Source organism: Microbacterium sp. X-17 (genome assembly GCF_039615055.1).
In genome coordinates this window covers 923,093-945,917 of the sequence record NZ_JBDHNI010000002.1, presented here as the reverse complement: position 1 = coordinate 945,917, position 22,825 = coordinate 923,093, and the positions used below count along the sequence as shown (strand labels likewise).

Genomic DNA, 22,825 nt, shown 5'->3' with positions numbered 1-22,825 from the left:
GGCCGTCCTCGGGTTCATCGGGGGCCCAGTCCGAGCACCCGGTTGGCGATGATGTTGCGGTGGATCTCGCTGGGTCCGCCCGCGATCGTCAGCTTGCGGAACTCGATGTGGCGGCTGCGCCAGTACTCCGCGTGCTCCTCGCAGCCGAGGTCCACGGCCAGTTCGGTGAGGTCCTGGGCGAGCTGGGTCGAGTAGAGCTTGAGGGTCGCCATCGTCGGCATCGGGTCGCGGTCGGCGAGCGCCAGCGAGACCCCGCGGCGGATCTGCCACCGATACGCGCGGGCCCGGAGCATGATCTCCTCGTAGCGCGCCCGCCGCAGCTCGCGGATGCCGGGCTTGGCCGCGTCGAAGCAGTGCGAGAGCGCCCGCGCCCACGCCCCCATCTCGGCCGCCCGCGTGGACACGGCATCCATCGCCCCGAACGCGGCCTTCTGCCGGTTCGCGCCGACGAGCGACGACAGCTTCCAGCCGTCGCCTTCCGCGCCGAGCATGTCGGCCTCGTCGACCTCGGCGTCGATGAACACCTGGCCGAACTCGGACAGCCCGTTGATGTCCTTGATCGCCTGGACCTCGACGCCGGGATTGTGCATGTCGAGGAGGAACACGCTCAGGTTGTGGCGCTTCGGCGCGGTCTCGGAGGACCGGGTGAGGCAGTACATGCGATCGGCGTACGGCGAGTACGTGGTCCAGATCTTCTGGCCCTGGATGCGCCATCCGTTCGCGGTCTTCGTGGCGCGCGTCTGGATGCCCGCCATGTCCGAGCCGGCGGCCGGCTCGGAGAAGCCCTCGCACCAGAGGTCCTCGCCGCTGAGGATCCGCGGCAGGAAGCGCTCCTTCTGCTCCGGCGTCCCCCAGCCGGAGATCGCGCGGCCCGCGAGGAAGTAGCCCACGAGGTTGAACGGCTGCGGCGCCTCGAGCTCGCCCCAGGTCTCGTTGAACAGCACCTGCTCGACGGGGCTGAACCCGTTGCCGCCGTATTCGCGCGGCCAGGAGATGGCGCCGAACCCCGCGGCGGTGCGATTGCGGTCCCACTCCTTGCGGACCTCCAGCGCGCGCGGGTGGAACTCCAGGAGGTGCTTGGCCTCCGCCCAGCCCTCCGGGATGGCCGCCGCGAGCCGCTCCCGGACGGTGGCGACGAACTCCTCGACCCCGGGGTCGTCGAACGAGCTCAGGGTGCTCGGCATCGGTTCGATGGGCGTCGTCATGCGGGAGGACCTCCGGTCGTCGTGGCTGCTCGTCGTCTCAGGCCCGGAAGGGGCCGTCGCGCATCTGGAGGAAGGTGCGCACGTCGGCGCGGCGCGCTTCGCGCAGCTCGTCCTTCTCGGGGATGCCGTGCGCGGTCAGCGACAGCGTGTCGGCGAGGCGGTGGTAGTTCATGGCCCGCGAGAAGCCCATGTTCTCGTAGGTGTTGCGGATGCTGTCCTTGGTCAGCTGCACGGAGTAGGGCGCGACCATGCTGATGCGGCGCGCGATCCGCAGCGCCTCGTCCATCAGCGACTCGCTCGGCACGGCCTTCGCGATGATGCCGTACTCCTTCGCCTCCTGCGCGGTGAACATGTCGCCCGTGTAATACAGGTAGTGCGCCATGCGCGGGTTGCCGCTGAAGTACAGCATCGGCAGCATCGGCGAGAGGGCGTAGTGCCGGATCTCGGGCTCTCCGAACTGGGCGTGCTCGGCGGCCACCGTGATGTCGCAGGTCAGCGCGAGGGTCGATCCCGCGGCGAGCGCGTATCCGTTGACGGCGGCGACCGACGGCACGCGGAGGTTCCACAGCTGCATGAGGGTGTCGAAGTTGCCCTTGATATAGGCCGCGTACTCGGGGCTCGCCGGGTCCGTCTCGCCGAGGTCGAGGTCGAAACCGGTCGAGAACGCCTTCTCGCCGGCACCCGTGATGACGAGGACCCGCACGTCGGTGTCGGCGTTGATCTCGGCGAAGCAGTCCCGGAGCTCGGCCATCAGCTCGGTGCTCATCGCGTTGAGCTTCGCCGGCCGGTTGAGCGTGAGGACGGCGACGTGATCCTCGACCACGTAGGTGATCGTCTCGTAGGGGCTGCTCATGCAGGACCTTCCTTTCGGCAGGGGCTCGACATCGGTGACGAGCCCACTTTTCGACGGGGTCAGAGGCCGGTCAATGGCCCGTTCCGCGCGCCGGAACGAGCCACTGCTCCTCGATCTCGCGCACGGTCGCGACGGTCGCGTACCGCGTCTCGGCGGTCTTCAGCGCCGCGTCGTGGAGCGTCATGTCCCACGAGGCGCACGCGTCGGCGGCATACGTGACGTAGAACTCCCGGTGGAACGCGTCGCGGGCGGTCGCCTCGACGCAGACGTTCGTCGACGTCCCGACGCACAGCACGGAGCGCCGGCCGAGACTGCGGAGCACGAGCTCGAGGTCGGTGCCGACGAATCCGCTGTACCGGTACTTGCGGACCTCCAGGTCGCCCGGCTCGGGCGCGACCTCGGTGATCACCTCCTGACCCCAGGTGCCCTCCAGGCACATGTCGGTTCCGGAATATCGTGCGCGCGACCGCGCCTCGAGCCACACGTCGGACGAGCTCGCCCCGTCGGGCAGCGTGGTGTTCAGCACGTAGATCACGGGGACGCCGGCGGCACGCGCGGCGCGCAGCAGGTCCGCCTGACGCGGGATCATCTCGGCGATCGGGCCGAGCTCCCGCCCGCCCTCCTGGCGCGCCTTGCCCTCCGGGTGGAGGTAGTCGTTCTGCATGTCGATGACCAGCACCGCGCAGTGTTCGGGCGAGACCTTCTCGGCCAGCGTCGTCAGTGGGATCGTCGCCACGTTCTCATTCCTCGTCGAATCGCGGACAGCCCCTGTCCGTGCGCTCAGCCTTCCACCGCGCCGATCCGCGGCGGGTCCGGGTTCTGCGGGACGGAACAACCCCTCGACGCAGGCCGCTCCACGCGCCAGCCTGGGCCCGACCCGCTCGTACGACCGAAGGAAGGTTCCGTGGAACCCATCCCGTCGACGCTGACCGGCCGCCTGGCCGACGCGGTCCGGGAGCAGTTCGATCGCGAGCTGCCGGACGACGTCGCCCACCACGCCGAGATGCATCTGCTCAATGTGATCGCCCTCGCCGCCTCGGCTGCCCGCAGCGACGCCGTCGACGCCGTCGTGGCGACGGCGCTGCTCACCGGCCGGTCCGGTCCGGCGTCGATCCCGGGTCGCGACGAACGCCTCGATCCGGAGCTGGCCGCGCTGGCGATCGGCGTCGCGGCCCATCTGGACGACTTCGACGACACGCATCTCGCGACCGTGATCCACCCGTCGGCATCCGGCCTGGCCACGATGCTGCCGATCGCGGAGAGCACCGGCGCGAGCGGGGAGACGGCCCTGCGCGCCTTCGCGATCGGCTGCGAGGTGCAGCTGCGCGTCGGCCTCGCGATGACACCCGCGCACTACGACGCCGGATGGCACATCACGGGCACGGCGGGGGTGATCGGCGCAGCCGCGACCGCGGGTCTCCTGCTCGGGCTCGACGCTCCGCAGCTGCACTCCGCGCTCGGCATCGCCGCCTCCTCGACCGTCGGCCAGCGTGAAGCGTTCGGGACGATGTCCAAGCCCCTGCACGCCGGCAAGGCGGCGGCGAACGGCATCGTCGCGGCCCGACTCGCGGCCCACGGCTTCACCGGTCCCGCCGACGCGCTGGAGGGGGAGCACGGCTACTTCGCCGTCCTCGCGGATCGCTCCGACCCCGAGAGCGTCCTCGACCGGTTCGGCACGCACTGGGAGCTGTTCCACAACACGGTCAAGCCCTACCCCTGCGGCGTCGTCGCGCACCCGCTGATCGACGCGGGCCGCGAGCTGCGGGAGCGCGGGATCACCCCCGACGCGGTCGCCGCCCTGCGCGTCCACTGCAATCCGCTCGTGCCCGACCTCATGGGGATCCGCACGCCCACCGACGGCCTGCAGGCCCGCTTCTCCGCGGTCCACGGACTCGCGGCCGGGATCGCCGACCCGATCGTCGGGCTCGGCTCGTACGAAGACGTGCGCGCGGGCGATCCGGTCCTCGCTCGGCTGCGCGAGGCGACCGAGCTCATCCCCGAGGCCGACCGCGGGCGCGATGCGGTCCGCGTCGTCGCCGAGCTCACGGACGGGAGCGTGACGGAGGTCGTCGTCACCGCCTCGCGCGGCAGCCTCGACCGCCAGCTCACGCCCGGGGAGGCCCTCGGCAAGGTCGAGGCGCTTCTCGACCGAGCCCCGGGCGTGGACCGTCAGGCGGTCATCGAGGAGGTGCGGGCGCTGCGCCGGCGGCCGGATGTCACCGCTCTCGCCGGCGCGGCCCGCCCGCAGGGAGGAGCACGATGAACGCCCCGGCATCCGTCACCGGCGTGACGGTCGAACTCGCCGAGTTCGCCGTCCGCACGGACCCGCTCCCGCCGCACGTCCTCGCCGCCGCCCGCGCCCTCACGGCCGGGACCCTCGCCCGAATGACCGCCGGCGCCGACGCGCCCGCGGTCCGCATCGCCCGCGCCGCGCTCGGTTCGGACGCGGTCACCCTCGCGGCGCTCCTCGGTGGGCTCGCGGCCCGCGCCGGCGGCGACGGCCCGGCGCATCCCGCGACCGGCGCGGACGTCGGCGCCCCGATCGTGCCCGCGGCCCGCGCGCTCGGCGCGCATCTCGGCCGTACCGAGGACGCGATCGTCGAGGCCGTCGGGTTCGGCGCGGAGGTCGCGCTGCGCGTGGGCGTCGCGCTCGGCGCGTGGCACCGCGAGCGCGGCTGGGACGTCACCGGCACGACCGGCCGCATCGGCGCCGCCGCGGCGTGCGCGCGACTGCTGGGGCTCGGCGCCGAGCAGACGACCCACGCGCTCGGCATCGCCACGACCGAGGCGGCGGGGCTCCTGCGCGCGGCCGATTCGATGACGGGGGACTACCACGCCGGCAAGGCCGCCTACGACGGCGTGGAGGCAGCCCTGCTCGCCTCGGCCGGTTTCACGTCGGCGAGGACCGCGATCGAGGGCGTGCGCGGGCTGCTCGTCACCACCTCGAAGGACGCGGATCCCACCCCGATCGTCGACGGGCTCGGCGACCGGTGGGAGCTGACCGCCCTGGCCCTCGGAGAGGAATGACCGTGCTCAGGTCTCGTGTCCCCTACCGACTCGCGGACGCCGCGCCCGGTCTGCGCCCCCCCGCGCCCGGCAAGCGGCTCATCGTCAGCGTCGTCCTGAACGTCGAGGACTGGCGCTTCGACGCACCCATGCCGCGCTCGATCCTGCCGCCGCCGCACGGCACGTCCTTCGTGCCCGATGTCCCCAACTTCAGCTGGGCGGCCTGGGGGATGCGCCTGGGCCTGCCGCGCATCATCCGTCTCCTCGAGTCGATGGACGTGCCCGCCAGCGTCAACCTCAACGCGAGCGTGATCGACTCCTACCCGGAAGCCGCGGACCGGCTCCTCGAGACCGGGTGGGAGCTCGTCGGCCACGGGCTCGACCAGCGGTCGCTGCACCGCGTCGACGACGAGCCGGCCGTCATCCGCGAGACGCTCGAGAAGATCGAGGCGTTCTCCGGCCGGAAGGTGCGCGGCTGGCTCGGCCCGGGACTGCAGGAGACCGGCGCGACGCCGGACGTGCTCTCCGCGCTCGGGGTCGACTACGTCACGGACTGGGTCGTGGACGAGATCCCGGTGTGGCTCGACGCGTCGCCGCGCCCCCTCGTGGCGGTCCCGTACTCGCTGGAGCTCAACGACAGCGTCCTCTACGCGGTCGAGCACCACGAGTCGGCGGAGCTCCTGCGGCGGGTCACCGACACGTTGCAGACGTGGGATGCCGAGGACGACGACAAGCTCATGGTCCTCACGCTGCCGCTGCATCCCCACCTGATCGGGGTGCGCCACCGGCTCGGATACCTCCGCGCGTCGCTCGAGCTGCTCCTCGCCCGCCCCGACACGATCGTGATGACCGGCGAGCAGATCTGCGACTGGTTCCTGGAGCAGTCCCCCCGCTGACCCCAGCTGACCCCACCCCCGCCCAACCCACCTCTTGCTCGCGAGCGCACCCGCTCATGGCGTCGTGAGCACGTGGTCTCGCGAGGAGGAGGTGGGTTCGTGGAGAGGCGCGAACCGTCGTGGGGAGGGGGTCAGAGCTGCACGGACTTGACCTGGAGGTATTCCTCCACGCCGTACGTGCCGAACTCTCGGCCGATGCCCGACTGCTTGTAGCCCCCGAACGGCGCGAGGGGATTGAACCGGGCGCCGTTGACGTCGATCTGCCCGGTCTGCATCCGCGCGGCGACGCGATGCGCCCGATCCTCGTCCGCGGACCACACCGCGCCGGCGAGGCCGAAGGCCGAGTCGTTGGCGATCGCGACCGCCTCGTCCTCGTCGCGGGCGCTGATCATCGCGAGCACGGGTCCGAAGACCTCCTCCTGCGCGAGCGCCGACGCGCGGTCGACGTCCGCGAACACCGTCGGGCGGACGTACCACCCGCGCGGCATGTCGTCAGGCGCGGTGCTGCCGCCGGCCACCAGGGTGTGCCCGTCGGCGATCGCCCCGTCGATGTACCGGCGCACGGATGCCCGCTGCGCCTCGGAGACAAGGGGCCCGATCCGCGTCGACCGGTCCTTCGGATCCCCGACTGCGAGCGCCGCGACCTCCGCGCGCACGAGGTCCACGGCCTCGTCGCGGCGGCTCGCGGGGACGATCATCCGCGTCCAGGCGCTGCAGGTCTGACCCGCGTTGAGGAACGCGTTGGCGACCCCGGCCTGGATCGCCGCGGGAAGGTCCGCGTCGTCGAGGATGACGTTGGCGGACTTGCCGCCGAGCTCCAGCGTCACCGGGCGGACGAGGTCCGCGGCGATCGTGCCGATCCGCCGCCCCGCCTCGGTCGAGCCGGTGAATGACACCATGTCCACGCCCGGATGCCGGACGAGCGCCTCGCCGACCTCGCGACCCCGGCCCGTGACGAGGTTCACGACCCCGCGCGGGAGCCCGATCTCCTCCAGCAGCCGGAAGAACCGATACGTCGACAGCGGGGCCTCGACGCTCGGCTTGAGCACGACCGTGCAGCCCGCGGCGAGGGCCGGGGCGAGCTTCGCGACGATCTGGTGCAGCGGATAGTTCCACGGGGTGATCGCGGCGACCACGCCGCGCGGCTCCTTCGTCACGATCGACGTGCCGACCCGGCGCTCCAGCTCGAGCTCGCGGGCGACGTCGGCGTGCGACTCCAGGACGGATGCCGGCAGGCCGACGTGCACCGCCCGTCCGAGTCCGATCGGCGCGCCCATCTCGGTCGCGATGAGGTCCGCGAGCTCGTCGCGCGCCGCGCGCATCCCCGCCGCCAGCGCGAGCAGGTACTCGACGCGCCGGGAGAGCGGCGTGGCGCTCCAGGCGGGCAGCGCCGCACGTGCCGCGGCCACGGCCCGGTCGACGTCGCCCTCGTCGCCCAGGCGGATCGTCGCCGCGACCTGCTCCGTCGCGGGCTCGATCACGTCGAGGAAGTCCCCCGACGCCGGCACCCACGCGCCGTCGATGTAGAGGTGCGCGTACTCCGTCATCGCGCGGTGTCGATGACCACGCGGCCCTGCGTCGCTCCCGCGAGAATCTCCTCCGCGAGCTCCGGCACGCGCGTCAGCGGTTCGATCGTGGTGATCCGGTCGAGCACGTCCACCGGCAGATCCCGGCCGAGCCGTTCCCAGGCCTCGGCGCGACGCGGTGTCGGGCACATCACGGAGTCGACCCCGAGCAGGCTGACCCCGCGCAGGATGAAGGGCAGCACGGTCGTCGGCAGGTCGCTGCCGCCGACCAGCCCGCACGCGGCCACCGACCCGCCGTAACGGGTCTGGGCGAGCGCCGTGGCGAGCGTCTGGCTGCCGACGGTGTCGACGGCGCCGGCCCAGCGCTCCTTGTCGAGCGGACGGCCGGCGGTCGCCAGCTCCTCGCGCGCAACGATCGTGGATGCGCCGAGCGAACGCAGGTGGTCGTGGATCTCGGCCCGTCCGGTCGATGCCGCCACGCGGTAGCCGAGGCCGGCCAGGACCGCCACGGCGACGCTGCCGACGCCTCCGCCCGCGCCGGTGACGAGCACCTCGAGGTCGGTGTCGGGAGTGAGGCCGGCCTTCTCGAGCGCGATCACGCAGAGCATCGCGGTGAGCCCCGCGGTGCCGACGGCCATGGTCTGCGCGGGGGTGAGTCCCGCCGGCCGGCGCACGAGCCATTCCGACCGCACCCGCTGGCGCTGGGTGTAACCGCCCGGCCACGTCTCGCCGAGACCCCAGCCGGTGAGCACGACCTCGTCGCCCGCCCGCCAGGTGTCCGACGACGACTCGACGACGGTGCCCGCGAGGTCGATGCCGCACACCATCGGGTACGAGCGGATGACCTTGCCCTTGCCGGTGACGGCGAGGCCGTCCTTGTAGTTCAGGGACGAGTGGCTGACGGCGACGGTGACATCGCCGTCCGGCAGGTCCGCCTCGGTGAGGTCGCGCAACTGCGCGGGCCCGGGCTCGGTCGCGACGATCGCCGAGATCGCAGTCATCGTCTCTCCGTTCAGTAGTGGATGGGTCCGGGCACACCGCCGCCGACGGCCACGGCGTCGCCCGTGATCGCGACGCTGCGAGGCGAGGCGAGGAAGACGACGACGTTCGCGACCTCCGCGGCATCCACGAGGCGACGGATCGAGTTGCCCACCAGGCTCTTCTCGGCGTCCTCCTCCGAGATCGACTGGAACTGGGCGATCCGGCTGATCATCCCGGGCGTCGCCTCGGTGCGGGTCAGGCCGGGGTGGACGGCGGTCACGTTGATACCGCTGCGGGCCAGCTCGTCGGCCAGGGTCTTGGTGAGCGCGGCGATCGAGACGTTGCGGATCGAGCCCACCGGGCCCATCGACGTGCGCGCGGAGAGGCCCGCGATGTTGACGATCCGGCCCCATCCGTTCGCGGCCATGTGCGGCGCCGCGGCCTGCGCGGTGCGCAGGTAGCCGAGCACCTTGGTGTTGATCTCGTTCCAGAAGAAGTCGTCGGTGATGGCCTTGAGCTTCGGCGGCGGACCGGACTGACCGGCGGCCGGCGCGGCGCAGTTCACGAGGATGTCGAGACCGCCGAGCGTCTCGACCGCGCCGGCGACGAGCGCCTCGATGGACTCGCGCGACGTCGCGTCGGCCACGATCCCGGTCACCTTCCGCCCGGTCTCGGCGGCGATCTCCTCCGCCGTCGCGGTCAGGGCCTCCTCGCCGCGCGCCGAGATCACGACGTCACAGCCCTCCGCCGCCAGCGCACGCGCCACCTGCTTGCCGATGCCCCGGCTGCCGCCGGTCACCAGGGCGCGCTTGTCGGTGAGTTCCAGATCCATGCTTTCGTCCTCTCGAAGTGACGCGCCGGTGGCGCCGCTGCGCTTTGATGCTGGTGGCGCCCGGAGGGCGGATCAATGAGCCGTTCTGCACCTTGGAACAACGGGGTTCCCCTCCGCGAAGCCTCGGTGAAGATCGTTCGGAAAAGGAGACCTGAGACGTGGCGATAACAATCGGAAGCAGGCTGCGGGCGCAGAACTCGGCGTGCGAGGTGCTCGTCGTGAAGGGCGCGGAGAGCGGCGCACTGGCCTGCGGCGGAGTCGAGATGACGTCCGGCGGAGCGGCGGCGGATGCGCCGCAGCTGGCCGACGGGCCGGCGATCCAGATCGGCAAGCGCTACACGGACGAGGCGTCCGGGGCGGAAGTCCTCTGCACGAAGGCGGGGCTCGGTCCGCTCACCATCGACGGGCGCACGCTGACCGTCAAGGCGACCAGCCAGCTGCCGTCCTCCGACTGAGCCGCGACGGACCCGACCTTCCGCAGAGGAGCCTGCCCGTGAACCTGACCACGTTGCTGGAGATGATGGCCGAGGGGATGCCCGACCGGGTGCTCCTCGGCGACCGCGCCCGCGGACTCACGCCGGCCGAGCTCCGGCGGCGCGCCCAGGCGGGCGCTCGTCTGGCCCGAGACCTCGACGCGGACACGGTCGTCCACATCGGGGAGAACGGTGTCGTGTTCCCCGTCGCGCTGTTCGCGGCGGCCTACGCGGGGATCCCATTCCTGCCGGTCAACTACCGGCTCAGCGCCGAGCAGCTGGACGACGTGCTGGGGCGACGCGCGGCGCCGCTGATCATCGCGGACGACCCGGCCCTGGCCGGCGGCCGCGCGGCCCTCTCGTCGGAGGAGTTCCTCCAGCGCGTCAGCGCGGACGGAGCGGCCCTCCTGGACGAGCCCGACACCGACCCGGATGCCGTCGCCGTGCTGCTCATGACGAGCGGGACCACGGCCGCACCCAAGAGCGCCGTGCTCCGGCATCGACACCTCTCGTCGTACGTGATCGGCTCGGTCGAGTTCATGGACGCCGCCGAGACGGACGCGACGATCGTCAGCGTCCCGCCGTACCACATCGCCGCGGTCGCGAACCTGCTCTCCAACCTCTACGCGGGGCGGCGGATCGTCTACCTCGACCACTTCACGGCGGACGGATGGCTCCGCGAGGTCGAGGACCAGGGTGTCTCGCACGCCATGGTCGTGCCGACGATGCTCGTCCGGATCGTGGACGAGCTCTCCGCGAGCGACCGGCCCGCCCCCGCGTCGCTGCGGGCGCTGTCGTACGGCGGCGCGAAGATCGCCCAGCCCGTGCTCACCGAGGCGCTGCGGCTGTTCCCGCGGACCGGCTTCGTCAACGCGTACGGCCTGACCGAGACGGCGTCGACCATCGCGCTGCTCGGACCGGAGGACCATCGCACCGCGGTTGCCAGCACCGATCCGGCGATCCGGGCGCGCCTCGGCTCCGTGGGCCGCGCGCTCCCCAACGTCGAGATCGAGATCCATGACGAGGACGGCGCCGTGTGCGCGGCGGGGGTCGTGGGCAGCATCGTCGTCCGCGGCCCGCAGGTCGCCGGCGAGTACGTCGAGGCCGGCAGCGCGGTCGACGCCGACGGCTGGTTCCCGACGCGCGACCTCGGCTACCTGGACGAGGACGGCTACCTGTTCGTCCAGGGCCGGTCAGACGACACGATCATCCGGGGCGGCGAGAACATCGCGCCGTCCGAGATCGAGGCGGTGCTCGACGAGCACCCCGACGTCGCGGTCAGCGCCGTGGCGGGGATCCCCGACGAGGAGTGGGGCCAGCGGATCGCGGCGTTCGTCGTGCCGGCCCCCGGCCGCGCCGCCGACGCCGACGCGCTCCGGCAGTACGTCCGGAGCCGCCTCCGCGGCTCGAAGACGCCGGACGAGGTGCTCTTCGTGGAGTCGCTGCCGGTCAGCGCCACCGGCAAGCTCCTGCGCCGATCCCTCGTCGCCCTCGTGACGGAGCGGCACGCCCCTCAGACGCGCTGAGTCGCGCCATCCGGCTCGGCGCCGCCGAGCGTGCCGCTCAGCGGGAAGTCGAGGACCGCCGTCGTGACCTCGAGGATCCGGTCGCGGAGGTCGGGCCGACGGGCCACCTGCCGCGTTCGCACGAGATTGTTGATGATCGAGAAGACGGTGTCGGTGACGATCTTGACGACCGGCGCCTCCAGATCCGGCCGGACCGCGCCGACCAGCTTCAGCCAGACCTCCCCGTACTGCCGTTGCGCGAGCTCGATCGAGCGGCGCTGCTTCTCCGGCAGCTCCGCACGCTCGCTGATGAGGATCTCGAGCAGGTGCCGCTGCGACAGCGCGAAATCCACCTGCGAGACCAGGAGCTCCTCCAGCACCTCGGCCGGGTTCGCGCCCGACGCCATGGCCTGCGCCATACCGGCCTGCAGCCGCTCGTTGCCCCGGCCCAGGACGGCCGAGAGCAGATCCTGCTTGCTCGCGAAGTGCTTGTAGATCGTGGAGCCCGTGATGCCGGCGGCCGCGCCGATCTCGGCCATGCTCACGGAGTTGAAGCCGCGGCGGCCGAACAGGCGGGTCGCCTCCGCGATCAGCCGCTCGCGCCGGGGCAGCTCCACGTCGAAAGCCACCCGCTCGGTGCCGGATGGCGCGTGGGCGATCACCGCGGGAGTCTCCAGCCGGCAGTCCACGACCACCCGCGCGAGATCGAAGTGGACCTCGAGGTAGTCCGCCTGCGACAGCGTGATGCGGTGCACGCCGAAGCTCGCGAAGACGGCAAGAAGGGTCCAGACGAGGAACTCGGCATCCTCCTCGGAGAGGTCGGGGCGCTCCGGACGGAGCAGCGACACGAGCTGCTCCGCGATCGTGACGAGGCGACGACGCAGCACCAGCCGGCGATCGTCGGGGAGATGCCGGGCCTCGCGCAGCCACAGCGACGCCAGCCCGCGCCGGTGGAGCGCGAGCTCTCCGGACGCGCGGAGGTAGTCGTCGAGATCGGTCGCGCTCGCCATGAGCTCGTCCAGCCGGTCGAGACCCACGACGACGGAGTGGAAGAGGAGCTCCTCCTTGCTGCCGAAGTGCCAGTACAGCGCACCCGACGTGATCCCCACCTCCGCGGCGATGTCGGCCATCGACACGGCGTGGTATCCGCGGTTCTGGAACAGCAGCGACGCCGCGCGGGCGATCTGCTGCTTGCGGTCCTTCGGGCGCGTGGTGCTCGTCGCGGTCGTCATCGGACCCCCTCCCGCAGCCGGTCTCGCAGCGCCCTTCGGTCGACCTTGCCGGCCGGGCTGAGCGGGAGGACGTCGACCACGTGCAGCTCGCGCACCTTCTGGTACGAGACGACGCTCCGGGCGACGGAGCCGAGGATGTCGTCGGTCAGCGCGCGGCTCGACCGGAACCCCGGCGCCAGCACGACGAAGGCCACCGGGATCTCCCCGACCGACGGATCCGGGGCACCGAGCACGACCGCCTCCGCGACGGCGGGGTGGGCGCTGAGCAACTCTTCGAGAGGACGTGGGTACACGTTGTATCCCTTGTAGATCAGCATTTCCTTCAGGCGCCCGACGAGATGGACGTATCCGCGGTCGTCGACGTGGGCGAGATCACCGGTACGCAGCCAGCCGTCACGGAAGTGGTCCGCGGTGAGCTCCGGTTCCCGATGATAGCCGTCGGCGATCTGCGGGCCGCGCGCCCAGAGCTCGCCGGTCCCGCCCGGAGGCTCCGGAATCCCGGTTTCCGGCGAGCGGATCTCCACCAAGGTGTCCGCGAGCGGGATCCCGACGGTCCCCGCGGCGTGCCGCCGATCGGCGCCGATCGGGACGCTCGTCACCGCGCTCGTGGCCTCGCTCAGGCCGTATCCCTCCGCGATCCACGCCCCGGTGAACGCCTCACGCAGGCCGTCGAGGACGGCCGGGGCGAGCGCGGCGCCGCCGGACGTGAGCTGTCGCACCGACGACAGGTCGTGCGCGCGCAGCGCGGGGCTGCGCAGCAGCGCGTGGTACATCGCCGGGGTCCCGTTCAGATGCGTGACCCCGAAGCGCTCGACCTCGGCCAGCAGCCGCGCGGGATCGAACCGCCCGCCGAGCACCACGGTGGCGCCGAGCAGGAGGCTGATGTCGAGGTTCACGATGCCGAGGACGTGGAAGAACGGCGCAACGGCGACCGTGACCCCCTCGCCCGGTCGCAGGTGGTGCGGCGTGGGCGGCCCGGCGGGGACGAGGGCGAGTCCGCCCGCCCCGTCCGCGCGGACCCGCACCGCGGCGCGACGGTCGACGACCTGCACGATGTTGCCGACCACGTTGCGATGCAGCACCCGCACGGCCTTCGGGTGGCCGGTGGTGCCGCCCGTGAACTGGAGATGCGCGACCCCATCGGGGCGGCCGCGGCCCTGCGGCAGGGGATCGTGCGCGGCGAGCTCGTCGAGGAGGGACCCCGCGGCTCCGTCGGTCAGGAGGAGGGAGGCGCCCACCTCCGCCAGCATCCGCGCGAGCGCGTCCTCGGGCTGGGCCGGGCTCACGGCCGTGACCGTGGCGCCCGCCGCCAGGATCCCGAAGTAGGCGACGACGAACTCGACCGAGTTCGGCATCCGGATCGCGACCACGTCGCCGTCCGTCACCCCGCGCGCACGGAGCCCGGCCGCGACGCGCAGGGAGCGCTCGTGCAGCATCCCGTACGTCAGCTCGCGGTCGCCCTCTCGCAGGGCCACGCGATCCGGCCAGGCTCGCGCCGCGCCGGCGAGGATCGCGTCGACGCCGGCCGCGGGATACTCCAGCGTCGTCCGCGGTCGCGAGTCCTCTGCAGACACGGTGCCCCTTCCGGTTACAGGCCGAGCGACTTGGCGATGATCGTCTTCATCACCTCGCTGGTGCCGCCGAAGATCCGCTGCACGCGGATGTCGGTGTACAGGCGGGCGATCTGGTACTCGAGGATGTAGCCGTAGCCCCCGAACAGCTGGAGACAGCGGTCAATCACCCGGCCGGCCGTCTCGGTGCAGAAGAGCTTGATCTTCGCGGCGTCCGCCGCGCCGAGCTCGCCCGAGTCGTCGAGCTCGATGCCGCGATCGACCATCGCCCACGCCGCCTCGACCTCGGCGGCGCACGCCGCGAGCTCGAACTTCGTGTTCTGGAAGTCGGCGAGGTGCTTGCCGAACAGCTGGCGATCCTTCACGTACGCGGTCGTGATGTCGATCGCGGTCTGTGCCGCCGCGGTCGCCCCGACCCCGATCGTGAGCCGCTCCCGGGGAAGGTTCGCCGAGAGGTATCCGAACGCCTTCCCCTCCTCGCCCAGCAGGTTCGCCACCGGCACGCGGACGTCGGCGAAGGAGAGCTCGACGGCCTCCAGGCTCTTCTGCCCGATCTTGTCGAGCTTGCGGCCCACGTCGAACCCGGGGGTGCCTTGCTCCACCACGAGGAGCGACAGCCCCGCGCGGCGGTCGCCGGGCTCGGGCGGCGACGTGCGGCACACGACGACGACGAGCTCGGAGTTGACCCCGCCGGTGATGAACGTCTTGGTGCCGTTCAGCACGTAGTGGTCGCCGTCGCGGCGGGCGCTCGTGCGGATGCCGGCGAGGTCCGATCCGGTCCCCGGCTCCGTCATCGCGATCGCCAGCAGCAGGTCCCCGGAAGCCAGGCCCGGGAGCCACCGCTGACGCTGCTCCTCGTTCGCGAGCCGGAGGAGGTAGGGCAGCACGACGCCTGTGTTGACGTTGAAGTGCCCGAACGTCACCCCCGCCCGGTTGGTCTCCTCGATGATGACCGCCATGTACTTGAAGCTGGCCTCACCCGCGCCGCCGTACTCCTCCGGGATGCCGAAGCCGAGCACGCCGAGCTCGCCGAGCTTTCGGAAGAACTCGCGCGGGGCCTGCCGGTCCTTCTCCCACTGCGGGAAGTCGGGGACGACCTCGCTCGCGATGAAGTCCCGGATCGTGGCCCGGAACGCCTCGTGGTCGGCGTCGTAGATGGTGCGCTTCACCGGACGGCCCTTTCGCGGATCGAGGGAACGCTCAGTGCCGGGCCGCGTCGCAGACGAGGCACTGTCCGCTGATGTAGTCCGACTCGGGGGTGGTCAGCAGGTACACGGCGCCCGCGGCCTCCGACGGCGTACCGGGCCGGCCGAGCGGGATGACCTTGGACGCGTTGGCGAGGACCTCGGGCCGCACGCCGACCTTGATCTTGCGTCCCTCGATCTCGACGAACGCCTCGTCCTCCGCCGTCACCTCGGTCATGCGCGTGAGGATGAATCCGAACGCGACAGCGTTGACGTTGACCCGGTACCGGCCCCACTCCTTCGCCATCGCCTTCGTGAGACCCACCACGCCGGACTTCGCCGCGGCGTAGTTCGCCTGACCGGAGTTGCCGAAGACGCCCGAGACGGAGCTGATGTTGACGACCTTGCGGTTGTAGTCCACCGGGTTCGCCTTGAGGACCGGAAGGGCGGCCCGCATGATCTGGAACGGCGCCTTGAGGTGCACGTCGAGGATCGCGTCCCACTGCTCGTCCGTCATCTTCTGGATGACGGAGTCCCACGTGTAGCCGGCGTTGTTGACGACGATGTCCAGCCCGCCGAAGGCATCCACGGCCGTCTGCACGAAACGCTCCGCGAACCCGTCGGCCGTGACGCTGCCCGCGCACGCGACCGCCGCGCCGCCCGCGACCTCGATGTCGCGCACGGTCTCCGCGGCCGGCTCCGGGTCGAGGTCGTTGACGACGACCTTCGCGCCCTCCCGGGCGAGCTTGAGGGCGATCTCCCGCCCGATTCCGCGTCCGGAGCCGCTGACGATGGCGACGCGGCCGTCAAGATTTCCCATTGCTGATGTACCTCTCTATTCGGTGGCGACGACAGCCGTGCCCCGGAGGGTGACGGTGCCGTCGGGAAGGGTGCTTTCGAGCTCGAGCCGAGCGAGCCCGTCGGCCACCTCCGTGACGCGGGCGACGCATGTCGGCTGGCCGTGCACGGGGGTGATGGATGTGAAGCGGACCGAGAACGAGCGGATGCGGTCCTGCGGGAAGCGGTCCGTGAGCACGCGGCCGAGGTACGCCATCGACAGCATCCCGTGGACGAAGACGTCGTCGAACCCGAACGCCCGAGCCTCGTCGAGATCGATGTGCATTGGATTGTGGTCGCCGGACGCGCCCGCGTAGAGCGCCAGCGTCTTCCGCGAGATGGGATCGATCGTGATCGCGGGCAGCACGTCGCCGGCCTTCATGCCGCCTGCCCCCGGTTCGGCACGACGATCGTCGCCGTGAGCCGGGCGATCCGCTCGCCGCCCCGCGTGACCTCGGTGATCCGCTCGACGAAGTCGAGCTGACCGTTCTTCTTGCTGTAGACGTCGCTGATCTCCGTCGTGAACGTGAGCGCGTCGCCGGCGTACGCCAGCGCGTCGTAGTCGAAGGCCTGTTCGCCGTGGAGGATGCTGCGCGGATCGATGCCGAGGCCTTCCAGCTGCGTCGATCCGTCCGGCCGCTCCATGTTCAGGCAGAAGAGGAACGTCAGCGGGACGACCAGGTCGGGGTGGCCCGCGGCCCGCGCGGCGTCGAGGTCCGTGTAGACCGGATCGGTCTGGCCGGTCGCCTTCGCGAAGAAGCGCAGCCGGCCCCGCTCCACCTCGACGGTGTGCGACGGAAACCGGGTCCCGATCGCCGCGGTGTCCAGAGTCACGTCAGGCGACCTTCTCGTAGAGCGTGACGACGCACGCGCCGCCGAGCCCGAGGTTGTGCTGCAGCGCGAGCGTGACGTCGTCGACCTGGCGCGCGTCGGCCTGGCCGCGCAGCTGCCACACCAGCTCGGTGCACTGCGCGAGACCCGTGGCCCCGAGCGGGTGGCCCTTCGACAGCAGGCCGCCGCTCGGGTTGATCACGACCTTGCCGCCGTACGTGTTGTCGCCCTCGAGGATGAACTTCTCGCTGCCGCCCTCGGGGGTGAGGCCGAGCTGCTCGGCGACGAGGACCTCGTTGACCGTGAAGCAGTCGTGGAGTTCGACGACGCGGATGTCGGACGGGCTGACGCCGGCCTCCTCATAGACCCGCTGGGCTGCGGTGACCGTGAGCTCGCGACCGACGAGGTCGAGCGGGTCGTGGTCGAAGGTGTCCGGGTAGTCCGTGGTCAGCGCCTGCGCGGCGATCCGCACGTCCGTGCGCAGCCCGTGGCGCTTCGCGAACGCCTCGCTGTAGACGATGGCCGCCGCCGCGCCGCACGTGGGGGGACATGCCTGCAGGCGGGTCACCGGGCCGTAGAGCCGGGGGGATTCGAGCACCTGCTCGTACGTGACGAGGTCGCGGAACACCGCGTACGGGTTCTGCGCGGCGTGTTTACGGGCCTTCACGGAGACGCGGGCGAAGAAGTCCGGCGAGACGTCGTACTTCTCGGCGTACGCGGCGCCGGCGGCCCCGAAGAAGAGCGCCGCCTTGGGGGCGTTCTCGTCGACGACGCCGAGGTCGGCGAGCACGTCGTTGAACCGGCCGAGCGCGCGGGGGCGATCGTCCCACTTGCTGGGCAGGGGACCCGGGACCATCTGCTCGAACCCGAACGCGAGCGCGCAGTCGACCGCGCCGCTCTCCACGGCCTGCCGGGCGAGCCAGAGCGCGGACGATCCGGTCGCGCAGTTGTTGTTGACGTTGACGACCGGGATGCCCGACATGCCCACGCGGTAGAGCCCGCGCTGCCCGCACGTCGAGTCGCCGTACACGTGCCCGGCGTAGGCCTGCTGCACCTGATCGAACGTCACGCCGCTGTCCGCCAGCGCGGCGCGGACGGCCTGCTCGGCCATCACGTCGTACGTCTCGCTGCGCCCGGGCTTGGTGAACGGGATCATCCCGACACCGCCGACGTACGCCTTGCCCTTCATTGCCACTGCTCCTCCACCTGAGGCGAATCAAGATTTGATTTTCCTGCCCAGATACTGGCATCACGGGGATTGGTGTGTCAACATGTCGGAAATGGGAAGTCAATTCGTGTGGTTGGAGGAACGATGGCTCTCAGCACGATCGACGAGCGGATCCCGCAGCTCGACATCCCCGCAGGGCTGAGCTCGGCGGACAAGGTGCTCGCGCTGCTGGACGCGTTCGACGCCGATCACGACGTCATGGGCGTGTCGCAGCTGGCCCGGCGAGCGGGCATCGCGAAGTCGACGGCGCACCGGCTGCTGGGCGTGCTGGTGCAGTGGGGGATGCTGAGCCGCGACGGCAACCTCTACATGCTCGGGTCGAAGCTCGTGGAGCTGTCCACGTTCGCGGGCAACCGGCTGCTGCGCGACGTCGCGCTGCCCCATCTCCAGGACCTCTACGAGCTCACGCACGGGATCGTGCACCTCGCGGTCCCCGACCGCGGCGACGCGCTGTACGTGGAGAAGCTCTACGGACACTTCTGCGCGAAGTCGACACCCGCGATCGGCGCGCGCGTCCCCCTGAACCGCGGCCCCATCGGCAAGGTCATGCTGGCCCACCTCAACCGCGACTACGGGCACCCCGAGGCCCTGTCCCGCGCGATGAAGAACAGCGTCGCGAGCTCGGAGAGCCTCCGCACCGAGCTGGAGCGCATCGAGTCCACGGGGATCGCGTACGCACAGGAGCGCGCCCCCCGCGGGGACACGTATGTGATCGCCGCGCCGATCCTGGACCCGTCGATCGGGCTCATCGGCGCGATCTCGATCACCGCGGGCGTCGACCGCGTCGCGCCCGCCTCCATCCAGCTCCCGCTCCGCACCGCGACGGTGCGCATCGCACGGGCGCTGACCCTCGGAGCCGCCCGCCAGGGACGCTTCTGAGGCCGCTTTCGCGCCCGCGTAGAGTGGTCCCGTCGCGGAGGGACCGTTGATGAGGTGTTCGCTCGCCGAGCTGATGGAGCTGAGCGTCGACGGACGCGCGCCCTGGCGCTCCGTCGACCGGATCCGGCACGATGCCCTCGTGGTCGTCGACCTCGATCATCGCATCGACCTCGACTGGGACGCCGAGCCCCAGCGGAGAGTGCTCGAGCACCTGACCGCTCCGGGCCCCGTCCTGGTCGGGGTGACGGATCGGGCCGTGCCCGACACGGCCGCTCCGCTGCTCGACCGCCTCACCTATACGCTCGCGCCGCAGGGTCCTGGCCGGATGTGGGTGGACGAGGATCCGGCGAACGGGGTCGCGGCGATCGAGGACGCGGTGGCCCGCGCCCCCGTGGCCGCGGCCACTCTCGCCGGGCTGCTGCGGATCACCGCGGCGGGACCGGTCGCCGAGGCGCTGCTGGCGGAGTCCTTCGCCTACTCGATGCTGCTGGCGGGACCGGAGTTCCAGGCCTGGCGGACCATCACCCCCCGCCGGCCCGTGCCCGAGGTCCCCGACCCGGTCCTCGTGGAACGGGACGGCGGCACCCTCTCCGTGACGCTGAACGTCCCGGCCCGTCGCAATGCCCTCGGCAACGCCGTGCGCGCGCGCCTCCTCGAGGCGCTGGAGCTCGCGGCGGCCGACCGTTCGGTCTCGCACGTCGTGCTCCGCGGCGCCGGGCCGTCGTTCTGCAGCGGCGGCGACCTCGACGAGTTCGGCACCTTCGACGACGTCGCGACCGCGCACGCGATCCGCACTCTCAACAGTCCCGGGTACGCCCTCCACCGGATCGCCGATCGCACGGAGGTGCGCGTCCACGGCGCGGTGATCGGCGCCGGCATCGAGGTAGCGGCGTTCGCCTCGCGGATCGTCGCGGCCGAGGACGCCTGGTTCCGGCTTCCCGAGGTGTCGATGGGGCTGGTCCCCGGCGCGGGCGGAACCGTCAGCATCCCGCGGCGGATCGGGCGGCACCGCACGGCCTGGATGGCACTCACCGGCGAATCCGTGTCGCTCGACCGCGCCCTGGCCTGGGGCCTGGCGGACGACCGTGCCTGACCTCGGCCCGCTCGCGGGCTGGGCCTGGTCCGGAGCGATGGCGCTCACCGGGCGTCCGGACGGTCCACCGCTGGCCGCGCCGGGCGATCCTGCCGGACTCGTCTCGGCCGCGCTGCGCTCCTTCGCGGAGGGCACCGTCGCGCGCACCGGGCGGGAGCCCGCCCTTCCCGGCATCGAGATCCTGGGGGAGCGGGCCGCCCTCGCCGGCCTTCACCGGAACGCGCCGGGGTCGTGCGGCGGACGGTTCCGGTTCCTGCCCACGGTCGATGGCTACGCCGGTCTCTCGCTCGTCCGGCCCGAGGACGTCGACCTCGTCCCCGCCCTCGTGGAGTCCGAGGGCGTGCGCGAGGAGAGCGGCATCCCGACGCCGGCGCTCTGGCGTGCGCTGGCCGAATGGGCCGCACGCGAACGCACGGCCGCCGTGATCGAGCGGATTCGCCTGCTCGGACTGGCGTGCGCGGAGGTCCCCGACGCGGACGCGGCCGCCCTCCCGCCGGGAGACGCGCCGCCGCCCGCGCGCGTGGTCCGGACGGGATCCGCGCGGACCGTGACGGAGCGCCCGCTGATCCTCGACTTCAGCTCCCTGTGGGCGGGCCCGCTCTGTGCGCGCCTGCTGGCGGCGACCGGCGCGGAGGTCGTGAAGGTGGAGAGCCGCGCCCGCCCCGACGGGGCGCGCCGAGGGCCGTCGGCCTTCTTCGACCTGCTGCACCAGGGCACGTCCGCTGTCGCAGTCGACCTCGACGACGCCGAGGAGCTCGCGCGGCTCCGGGCGCTCGTGGCCCGCGCGGACCTGGTGATCGAGGGATCCCGCCCGCGCGCGCTGCGCCGGTGGGGCCTCGACGCGGAAGCGGTCGTCGACGACGGCACCGCGTGGGTGTCGATCACCGCGTACGGCCGCTCCTCCGACGCCATCGGGTACGGCGACGACGTCGCGGCGGATGCCGGGATGCTGGCGTGGGAGGACGACGAGCCGCGCCTGTGCGGAGACGCGCTCGCCGACCCTGTCAGCGGCGCGATCGCCGCGGATGCCGCCGCTCGCGCGCTCATCGCGGGTCGGGCGACCCTCGTGGAGGTGTCGATGCGCGACGCGATGCGCGCGGCGCGGTCGCTGCCCGGACCCGGAACCCACGAGGTGACGGCCGGGGACGACGGCTGGATCGTGCACAGCGAGGGCGAGCGCTATCCCGTCCAGCTGCCGCGGGCGCCCCGGCCGGCGGGACACGGTCCCGCGATCGGGTCGGGGAACGCGAGACTGCTGACGTGAACGATCGGGTGCGCGCCCTGCGTTTCGCCGACGTGGAGGTCGACGGCGTCCGGTGCGACGTGGAGGTCGCTCACGGCCGGGTGACGGCGATCGGGCCGTCACGGCCCGCGGTGGCGCCGGACGCCATGGTCGTGGCCGGCCGTGGCGGCGCGCTCCTCCCCGGCCTGCACGACCACCACCTGCACCTGATGTCCGCCGCGGCGCGGATCGGTTCCGTGGACTGCGGTCCCCCCGCCACCTCGACCGCGGACGACCTGCGCGATCGGCTGCAGAGCGCGGCGCGGCAGGCCGGCGCGGGCGAGTGGGTCCGCGCCGTGAACTACCACGAGTCCGTCGCCGGTCCGCTCGATCGGGATGCGCTCGACCGCATCGTGGCGGACGTCCCGGTGCGGGTGCAGCATCGCGGCGGCGCGCTCTGGATGCTCAACTCGGCCGCGCTCCGGCAGGTCGAGGCGGCGCTGACCGATCGCCTCGGCGCGGATGCGCCGCACGACCTGGAGCGCGACGGCGCCGGCCGGGCCACCGGGCGGCTCTGGCGGCAGGACGCGCTCCTCGCCTCGCTCGTGCCGGCGCATCCTCTCGATCTCGGCGCCCTCGGCGCCCGGCTCCGCGGATACGGCATCACGAGCGTCACCGACGCGACGCCCGACCTCGCCCCCGCCACGGTCGAGCTCCTCGCGGCGGCCGCAACCGACGGCCGTCTGCCGCTCGGGATCACGCTCCTCGGCGCCGCGACCGCACCGGCGCCGCTGCGGGTGGGGCCGGCCAAGATCCTCCTCCGCGACCACGACCTGCCGTCCTTCGACCGGCTGCGGGAGGCGGTGCGCCTCCACCACGACGGGCTCCGGCCGGTCGCCGTGCACTGCGTGACGCGCGAATCGCTCGTCCTCACGCTCGCCGTTCTGGAGGAGATCGGGTCGCTCCCCGGCGACCGGATCGAGCACGCCGCGATCGTGCCGACGGAGGTGATTCCCGCGCTGCGCGCCCTCGGCGTGTGCGTCGTCACCCAGCCCGACTTCCTGCGGCTGAAGGGCGACGGCTACCTCCGCGACGTCGACGCCGAGGACGTCGCCGGCCTCTATCGGCACGGGAGTCTGCTCGACGCGGGCATCTCGACGGTGGCCTCCAGCGACGCGCCGTTCGGCGAGCTGGATCCGTGGCGCGTCATGAGGTCCGCCGTGGAGCGCCGCACCACGGCGGGGACCACGGTCGGCCCGGCCGACCGGGTCTCCGCGAGGACGGCCCTGTCCGGCTACCTCGCCCCGGCCGACCTGCCCGGTCCGGAGCGCCGCATCGCCGTGGGAGCCCCCGCGGACCTCGTCCTGCTGCACACCCGGCTTCGCGAGGCCCTCGCGGACCTCAGCGCCGATTCCGTCCGCGCGACCCTGGTCGGATCCGACTGGCGCGGCTGATCCGCCCGCGCCACTCT

The 22,825-nt window shown here is 72.2% G+C and carries 22 protein-coding genes; 9 read left to right on the top strand and 13 right to left on the bottom strand.

Annotated elements, in window-relative coordinates:
* Positions 1-14 precede the first annotated feature (14 nt).
* The 3 genes from ABCS02_RS13035 to ABCS02_RS13025 form a co-directional block, all read right to left on the bottom strand.
* On the bottom strand, positions 15-1,205 hold the full coding sequence (locus tag ABCS02_RS13035) for an acyl-CoA dehydrogenase family protein (RefSeq protein ID WP_345836068.1): 1,191 nt from the start codon (positions 1,203-1,205) through the stop codon (positions 15-17).
* Between the two features lie 37 nt (positions 1,206-1,242).
* Positions 1,243-2,058, bottom strand: a complete 816-nt coding sequence (locus ABCS02_RS13030; protein WP_345836067.1) for an enoyl-CoA hydratase/isomerase family protein — start codon at positions 2,056-2,058, stop codon at positions 1,243-1,245.
* Positions 2,059-2,128: 70 nt separating this feature from the next.
* Positions 2,129-2,794 carry an isochorismatase family cysteine hydrolase gene (locus ABCS02_RS13025; RefSeq protein WP_345836066.1) on the bottom strand — a complete coding sequence of 222 codons (666 nt, stop codon included), beginning with the start codon at positions 2,792-2,794 and terminating at the stop codon, positions 2,129-2,131.
* 168 nt (positions 2,795-2,962) lie between these two features.
* Here ABCS02_RS13025 and ABCS02_RS13020 point away from each other — a divergent pair, with 168 nt between their 5' ends.
* Genes ABCS02_RS13020 through ABCS02_RS13010 form a run of 3 tightly spaced genes read left to right on the top strand, consistent with a single transcriptional unit; the run spans position 2,963 to position 5,960 of the window.
* Positions 2,963-4,321 (top strand): MmgE/PrpD family protein, encoded by a 1,359-nt coding sequence (locus tag ABCS02_RS13020; protein ID WP_345836065.1) that lies wholly within the window; start codon positions 2,963-2,965, stop codon positions 4,319-4,321.
* Positions 4,318-5,085, top strand: a complete 768-nt coding sequence (locus tag ABCS02_RS13015) for an MmgE/PrpD family protein (protein ID WP_345836064.1) — start codon at positions 4,318-4,320, stop codon at positions 5,083-5,085. Before ABCS02_RS13020 ends, ABCS02_RS13015 begins: the two co-directional genes overlap by 4 nt.
* A gap of 2 nt (positions 5,086-5,087) precedes the next feature.
* Positions 5,088-5,960, top strand: a complete 873-nt coding sequence (locus tag ABCS02_RS13010) for a polysaccharide deacetylase family protein (protein ID WP_345836063.1) — start codon at positions 5,088-5,090, stop codon at positions 5,958-5,960.
* A 131-nt stretch (positions 5,961-6,091) separates the two neighbouring features.
* Here the strand turns inward: ABCS02_RS13010 and ABCS02_RS13005 are convergent, their stop codons facing one another.
* From ABCS02_RS13005 to ABCS02_RS12995, 3 genes are read right to left on the bottom strand one after another with little or no spacing between them, the layout of a single operon-like run.
* Positions 6,092-7,507, bottom strand: coding sequence for an aldehyde dehydrogenase family protein (locus ABCS02_RS13005; RefSeq protein WP_345836062.1), 1,416 nt, complete (start codon positions 7,505-7,507; stop codon positions 6,092-6,094).
* On the bottom strand, positions 7,504-8,487 hold the full coding sequence (locus tag ABCS02_RS13000) for an MDR family oxidoreductase (protein ID WP_345836061.1): 984 nt from the start codon (positions 8,485-8,487) through the stop codon (positions 7,504-7,506). The genes ABCS02_RS13005 and ABCS02_RS13000 overlap by 4 nt, the downstream gene beginning before the upstream one ends.
* 11 nt (positions 8,488-8,498) lie before the next feature.
* Complete coding sequence (locus tag ABCS02_RS12995) at positions 8,499-9,299, bottom strand: SDR family oxidoreductase (protein ID WP_345836060.1); 801 nt, start codon at positions 9,297-9,299, stop codon at positions 8,499-8,501.
* A 158-nt stretch (positions 9,300-9,457) separates the two neighbouring features.
* Between ABCS02_RS12995 and ABCS02_RS12990 the strand changes: the two genes are divergently transcribed.
* A complete protein-coding gene (locus ABCS02_RS12990) occupies positions 9,458-9,754 on the top strand; it encodes a hypothetical protein (protein WP_345836059.1) in 297 nt (98 codons plus the stop codon).
* A 38-nt stretch (positions 9,755-9,792) separates the two neighbouring features.
* Positions 9,793-11,298 (top strand): class I adenylate-forming enzyme family protein, encoded by a 1,506-nt coding sequence (locus ABCS02_RS12985; RefSeq protein WP_345836058.1) that lies wholly within the window; start codon positions 9,793-9,795, stop codon positions 11,296-11,298.
* Here ABCS02_RS12985 and ABCS02_RS12980 read toward each other — a convergent pair.
* Genes ABCS02_RS12980 through ABCS02_RS12950 form a run of 7 tightly spaced genes read right to left on the bottom strand, consistent with a single transcriptional unit; the run spans position 11,286 to position 18,121 of the window.
* Positions 11,286-12,509: a TetR/AcrR family transcriptional regulator gene (locus ABCS02_RS12980; protein WP_345836057.1), complete on the bottom strand. Its 1,224-nt coding sequence runs from the start codon at positions 12,507-12,509 to the stop codon at positions 11,286-11,288. The two genes, ABCS02_RS12985 and ABCS02_RS12980, sit on opposite strands and share 13 nt — an antisense overlap.
* A complete protein-coding gene (locus ABCS02_RS12975) occupies positions 12,506-14,083 on the bottom strand; it encodes an AMP-binding protein (RefSeq protein WP_345836056.1) in 1,578 nt (525 codons plus the stop codon). The genes ABCS02_RS12980 and ABCS02_RS12975 overlap by 4 nt, the downstream gene beginning before the upstream one ends.
* A gap of 14 nt (positions 14,084-14,097) precedes the next feature.
* Positions 14,098-15,249, bottom strand: coding sequence for an acyl-CoA dehydrogenase family protein (locus ABCS02_RS12970; protein ID WP_345836055.1), 1,152 nt, complete (start codon positions 15,247-15,249; stop codon positions 14,098-14,100).
* 31 nt (positions 15,250-15,280) lie between these two features.
* Positions 15,281-16,084: an SDR family oxidoreductase gene (locus ABCS02_RS12965; protein ID WP_345836054.1), complete on the bottom strand. Its 804-nt coding sequence runs from the start codon at positions 16,082-16,084 to the stop codon at positions 15,281-15,283.
* 15 nt (positions 16,085-16,099) lie between these two features.
* Entirely contained in the window at positions 16,100-16,483 is a 384-nt protein-coding gene (locus ABCS02_RS12960; protein ID WP_345836053.1) for a MaoC/PaaZ C-terminal domain-containing protein, read from the bottom strand.
* Positions 16,480-16,935 carry a MaoC family dehydratase N-terminal domain-containing protein gene (locus ABCS02_RS12955; protein WP_345836052.1) on the bottom strand — a complete coding sequence of 152 codons (456 nt, stop codon included), beginning with the start codon at positions 16,933-16,935 and terminating at the stop codon, positions 16,480-16,482. Before ABCS02_RS12955 ends, ABCS02_RS12960 begins: the two co-directional genes overlap by 4 nt.
* A 1-nt stretch (position 16,936) precedes the next feature.
* On the bottom strand, positions 16,937-18,121 hold the full coding sequence (locus ABCS02_RS12950) for a lipid-transfer protein (RefSeq protein ID WP_345836051.1): 1,185 nt from the start codon (positions 18,119-18,121) through the stop codon (positions 16,937-16,939).
* A 123-nt stretch (positions 18,122-18,244) separates the two neighbouring features.
* Here ABCS02_RS12950 and ABCS02_RS12945 point away from each other — a divergent pair, with 123 nt between their 5' ends.
* Genes ABCS02_RS12945 through ABCS02_RS12930 form a run of 4 tightly spaced genes read left to right on the top strand, consistent with a single transcriptional unit; the run spans position 18,245 to position 22,808 of the window.
* Entirely contained in the window at positions 18,245-19,039 is a 795-nt protein-coding gene (locus ABCS02_RS12945) for an IclR family transcriptional regulator (RefSeq protein ID WP_345836050.1), read from the top strand.
* A gap of 49 nt (positions 19,040-19,088) precedes the next feature.
* A complete protein-coding gene (locus ABCS02_RS12940) occupies positions 19,089-20,132 on the top strand; it encodes an enoyl-CoA hydratase/isomerase family protein (RefSeq protein WP_345836049.1) in 1,044 nt (347 codons plus the stop codon).
* On the top strand, positions 20,125-21,396 hold the full coding sequence (locus ABCS02_RS12935; RefSeq protein ID WP_345836048.1) for a CoA transferase: 1,272 nt from the start codon (positions 20,125-20,127) through the stop codon (positions 21,394-21,396). Before ABCS02_RS12940 ends, ABCS02_RS12935 begins: the two co-directional genes overlap by 8 nt.
* Positions 21,393-22,808, top strand: coding sequence for an amidohydrolase family protein (locus ABCS02_RS12930; protein WP_345836047.1), 1,416 nt, complete (start codon positions 21,393-21,395; stop codon positions 22,806-22,808). Before ABCS02_RS12935 ends, ABCS02_RS12930 begins: the two co-directional genes overlap by 4 nt.
* The last annotated feature ends 17 nt before the right edge of the window (positions 22,809-22,825 follow it).

Bases quoted from the DNA above. Each gene is read 5' to 3' on its own strand.
- ABCS02_RS13030 (WP_345836067.1), bottom strand. From the start codon at position 2,058: ATGAGCAGCCCCTACGAGACGATCACCTACGTGGTCGAGGATCACGTC.
- ABCS02_RS13005 (WP_345836062.1), bottom strand. From the start codon at position 7,507: ATGACGGAGTACGCGCACCTCTACATCGACGGCGCGTGGGTGCCGGCG.
- ABCS02_RS12945 (WP_345836050.1), top strand. From the start codon at position 18,245: ATGGCTCTCAGCACGATCGACGAGCGGATCCCGCAGCTCGACATCCCC.
- ABCS02_RS12940 (WP_345836049.1), top strand. From the start codon at position 19,089: ATGAGGTGTTCGCTCGCCGAGCTGATGGAGCTGAGCGTCGACGGACGC.
- ABCS02_RS12950 (WP_345836051.1), bottom strand. From the start codon at position 18,121: ATGAAGGGCAAGGCGTACGTCGGCGGTGTCGGGATGATCCCGTTCACC.
- ABCS02_RS12995 (WP_345836060.1), bottom strand. From the start codon at position 9,299: ATGGATCTGGAACTCACCGACAAGCGCGCCCTGGTGACCGGCGGCAGC.
- ABCS02_RS13035 (WP_345836068.1), bottom strand. From the start codon at position 1,205: ATGACGACGCCCATCGAACCGATGCCGAGCACCCTGAGCTCGTTCGAC.
- ABCS02_RS12980 (WP_345836057.1), bottom strand. From the start codon at position 12,509: ATGACGACCGCGACGAGCACCACGCGCCCGAAGGACCGCAAGCAGCAG.
- ABCS02_RS12960 (WP_345836053.1), bottom strand. From the start codon at position 16,483: ATGAAGGCCGGCGACGTGCTGCCCGCGATCACGATCGATCCCATCTCG.
- ABCS02_RS13015 (WP_345836064.1), top strand. From the start codon at position 4,318: ATGAACGCCCCGGCATCCGTCACCGGCGTGACGGTCGAACTCGCCGAG.
- ABCS02_RS13000 (WP_345836061.1), bottom strand. From the start codon at position 8,487: ATGACTGCGATCTCGGCGATCGTCGCGACCGAGCCCGGGCCCGCGCAG.
- ABCS02_RS12965 (WP_345836054.1), bottom strand. From the start codon at position 16,084: ATGGGAAATCTTGACGGCCGCGTCGCCATCGTCAGCGGCTCCGGACGC.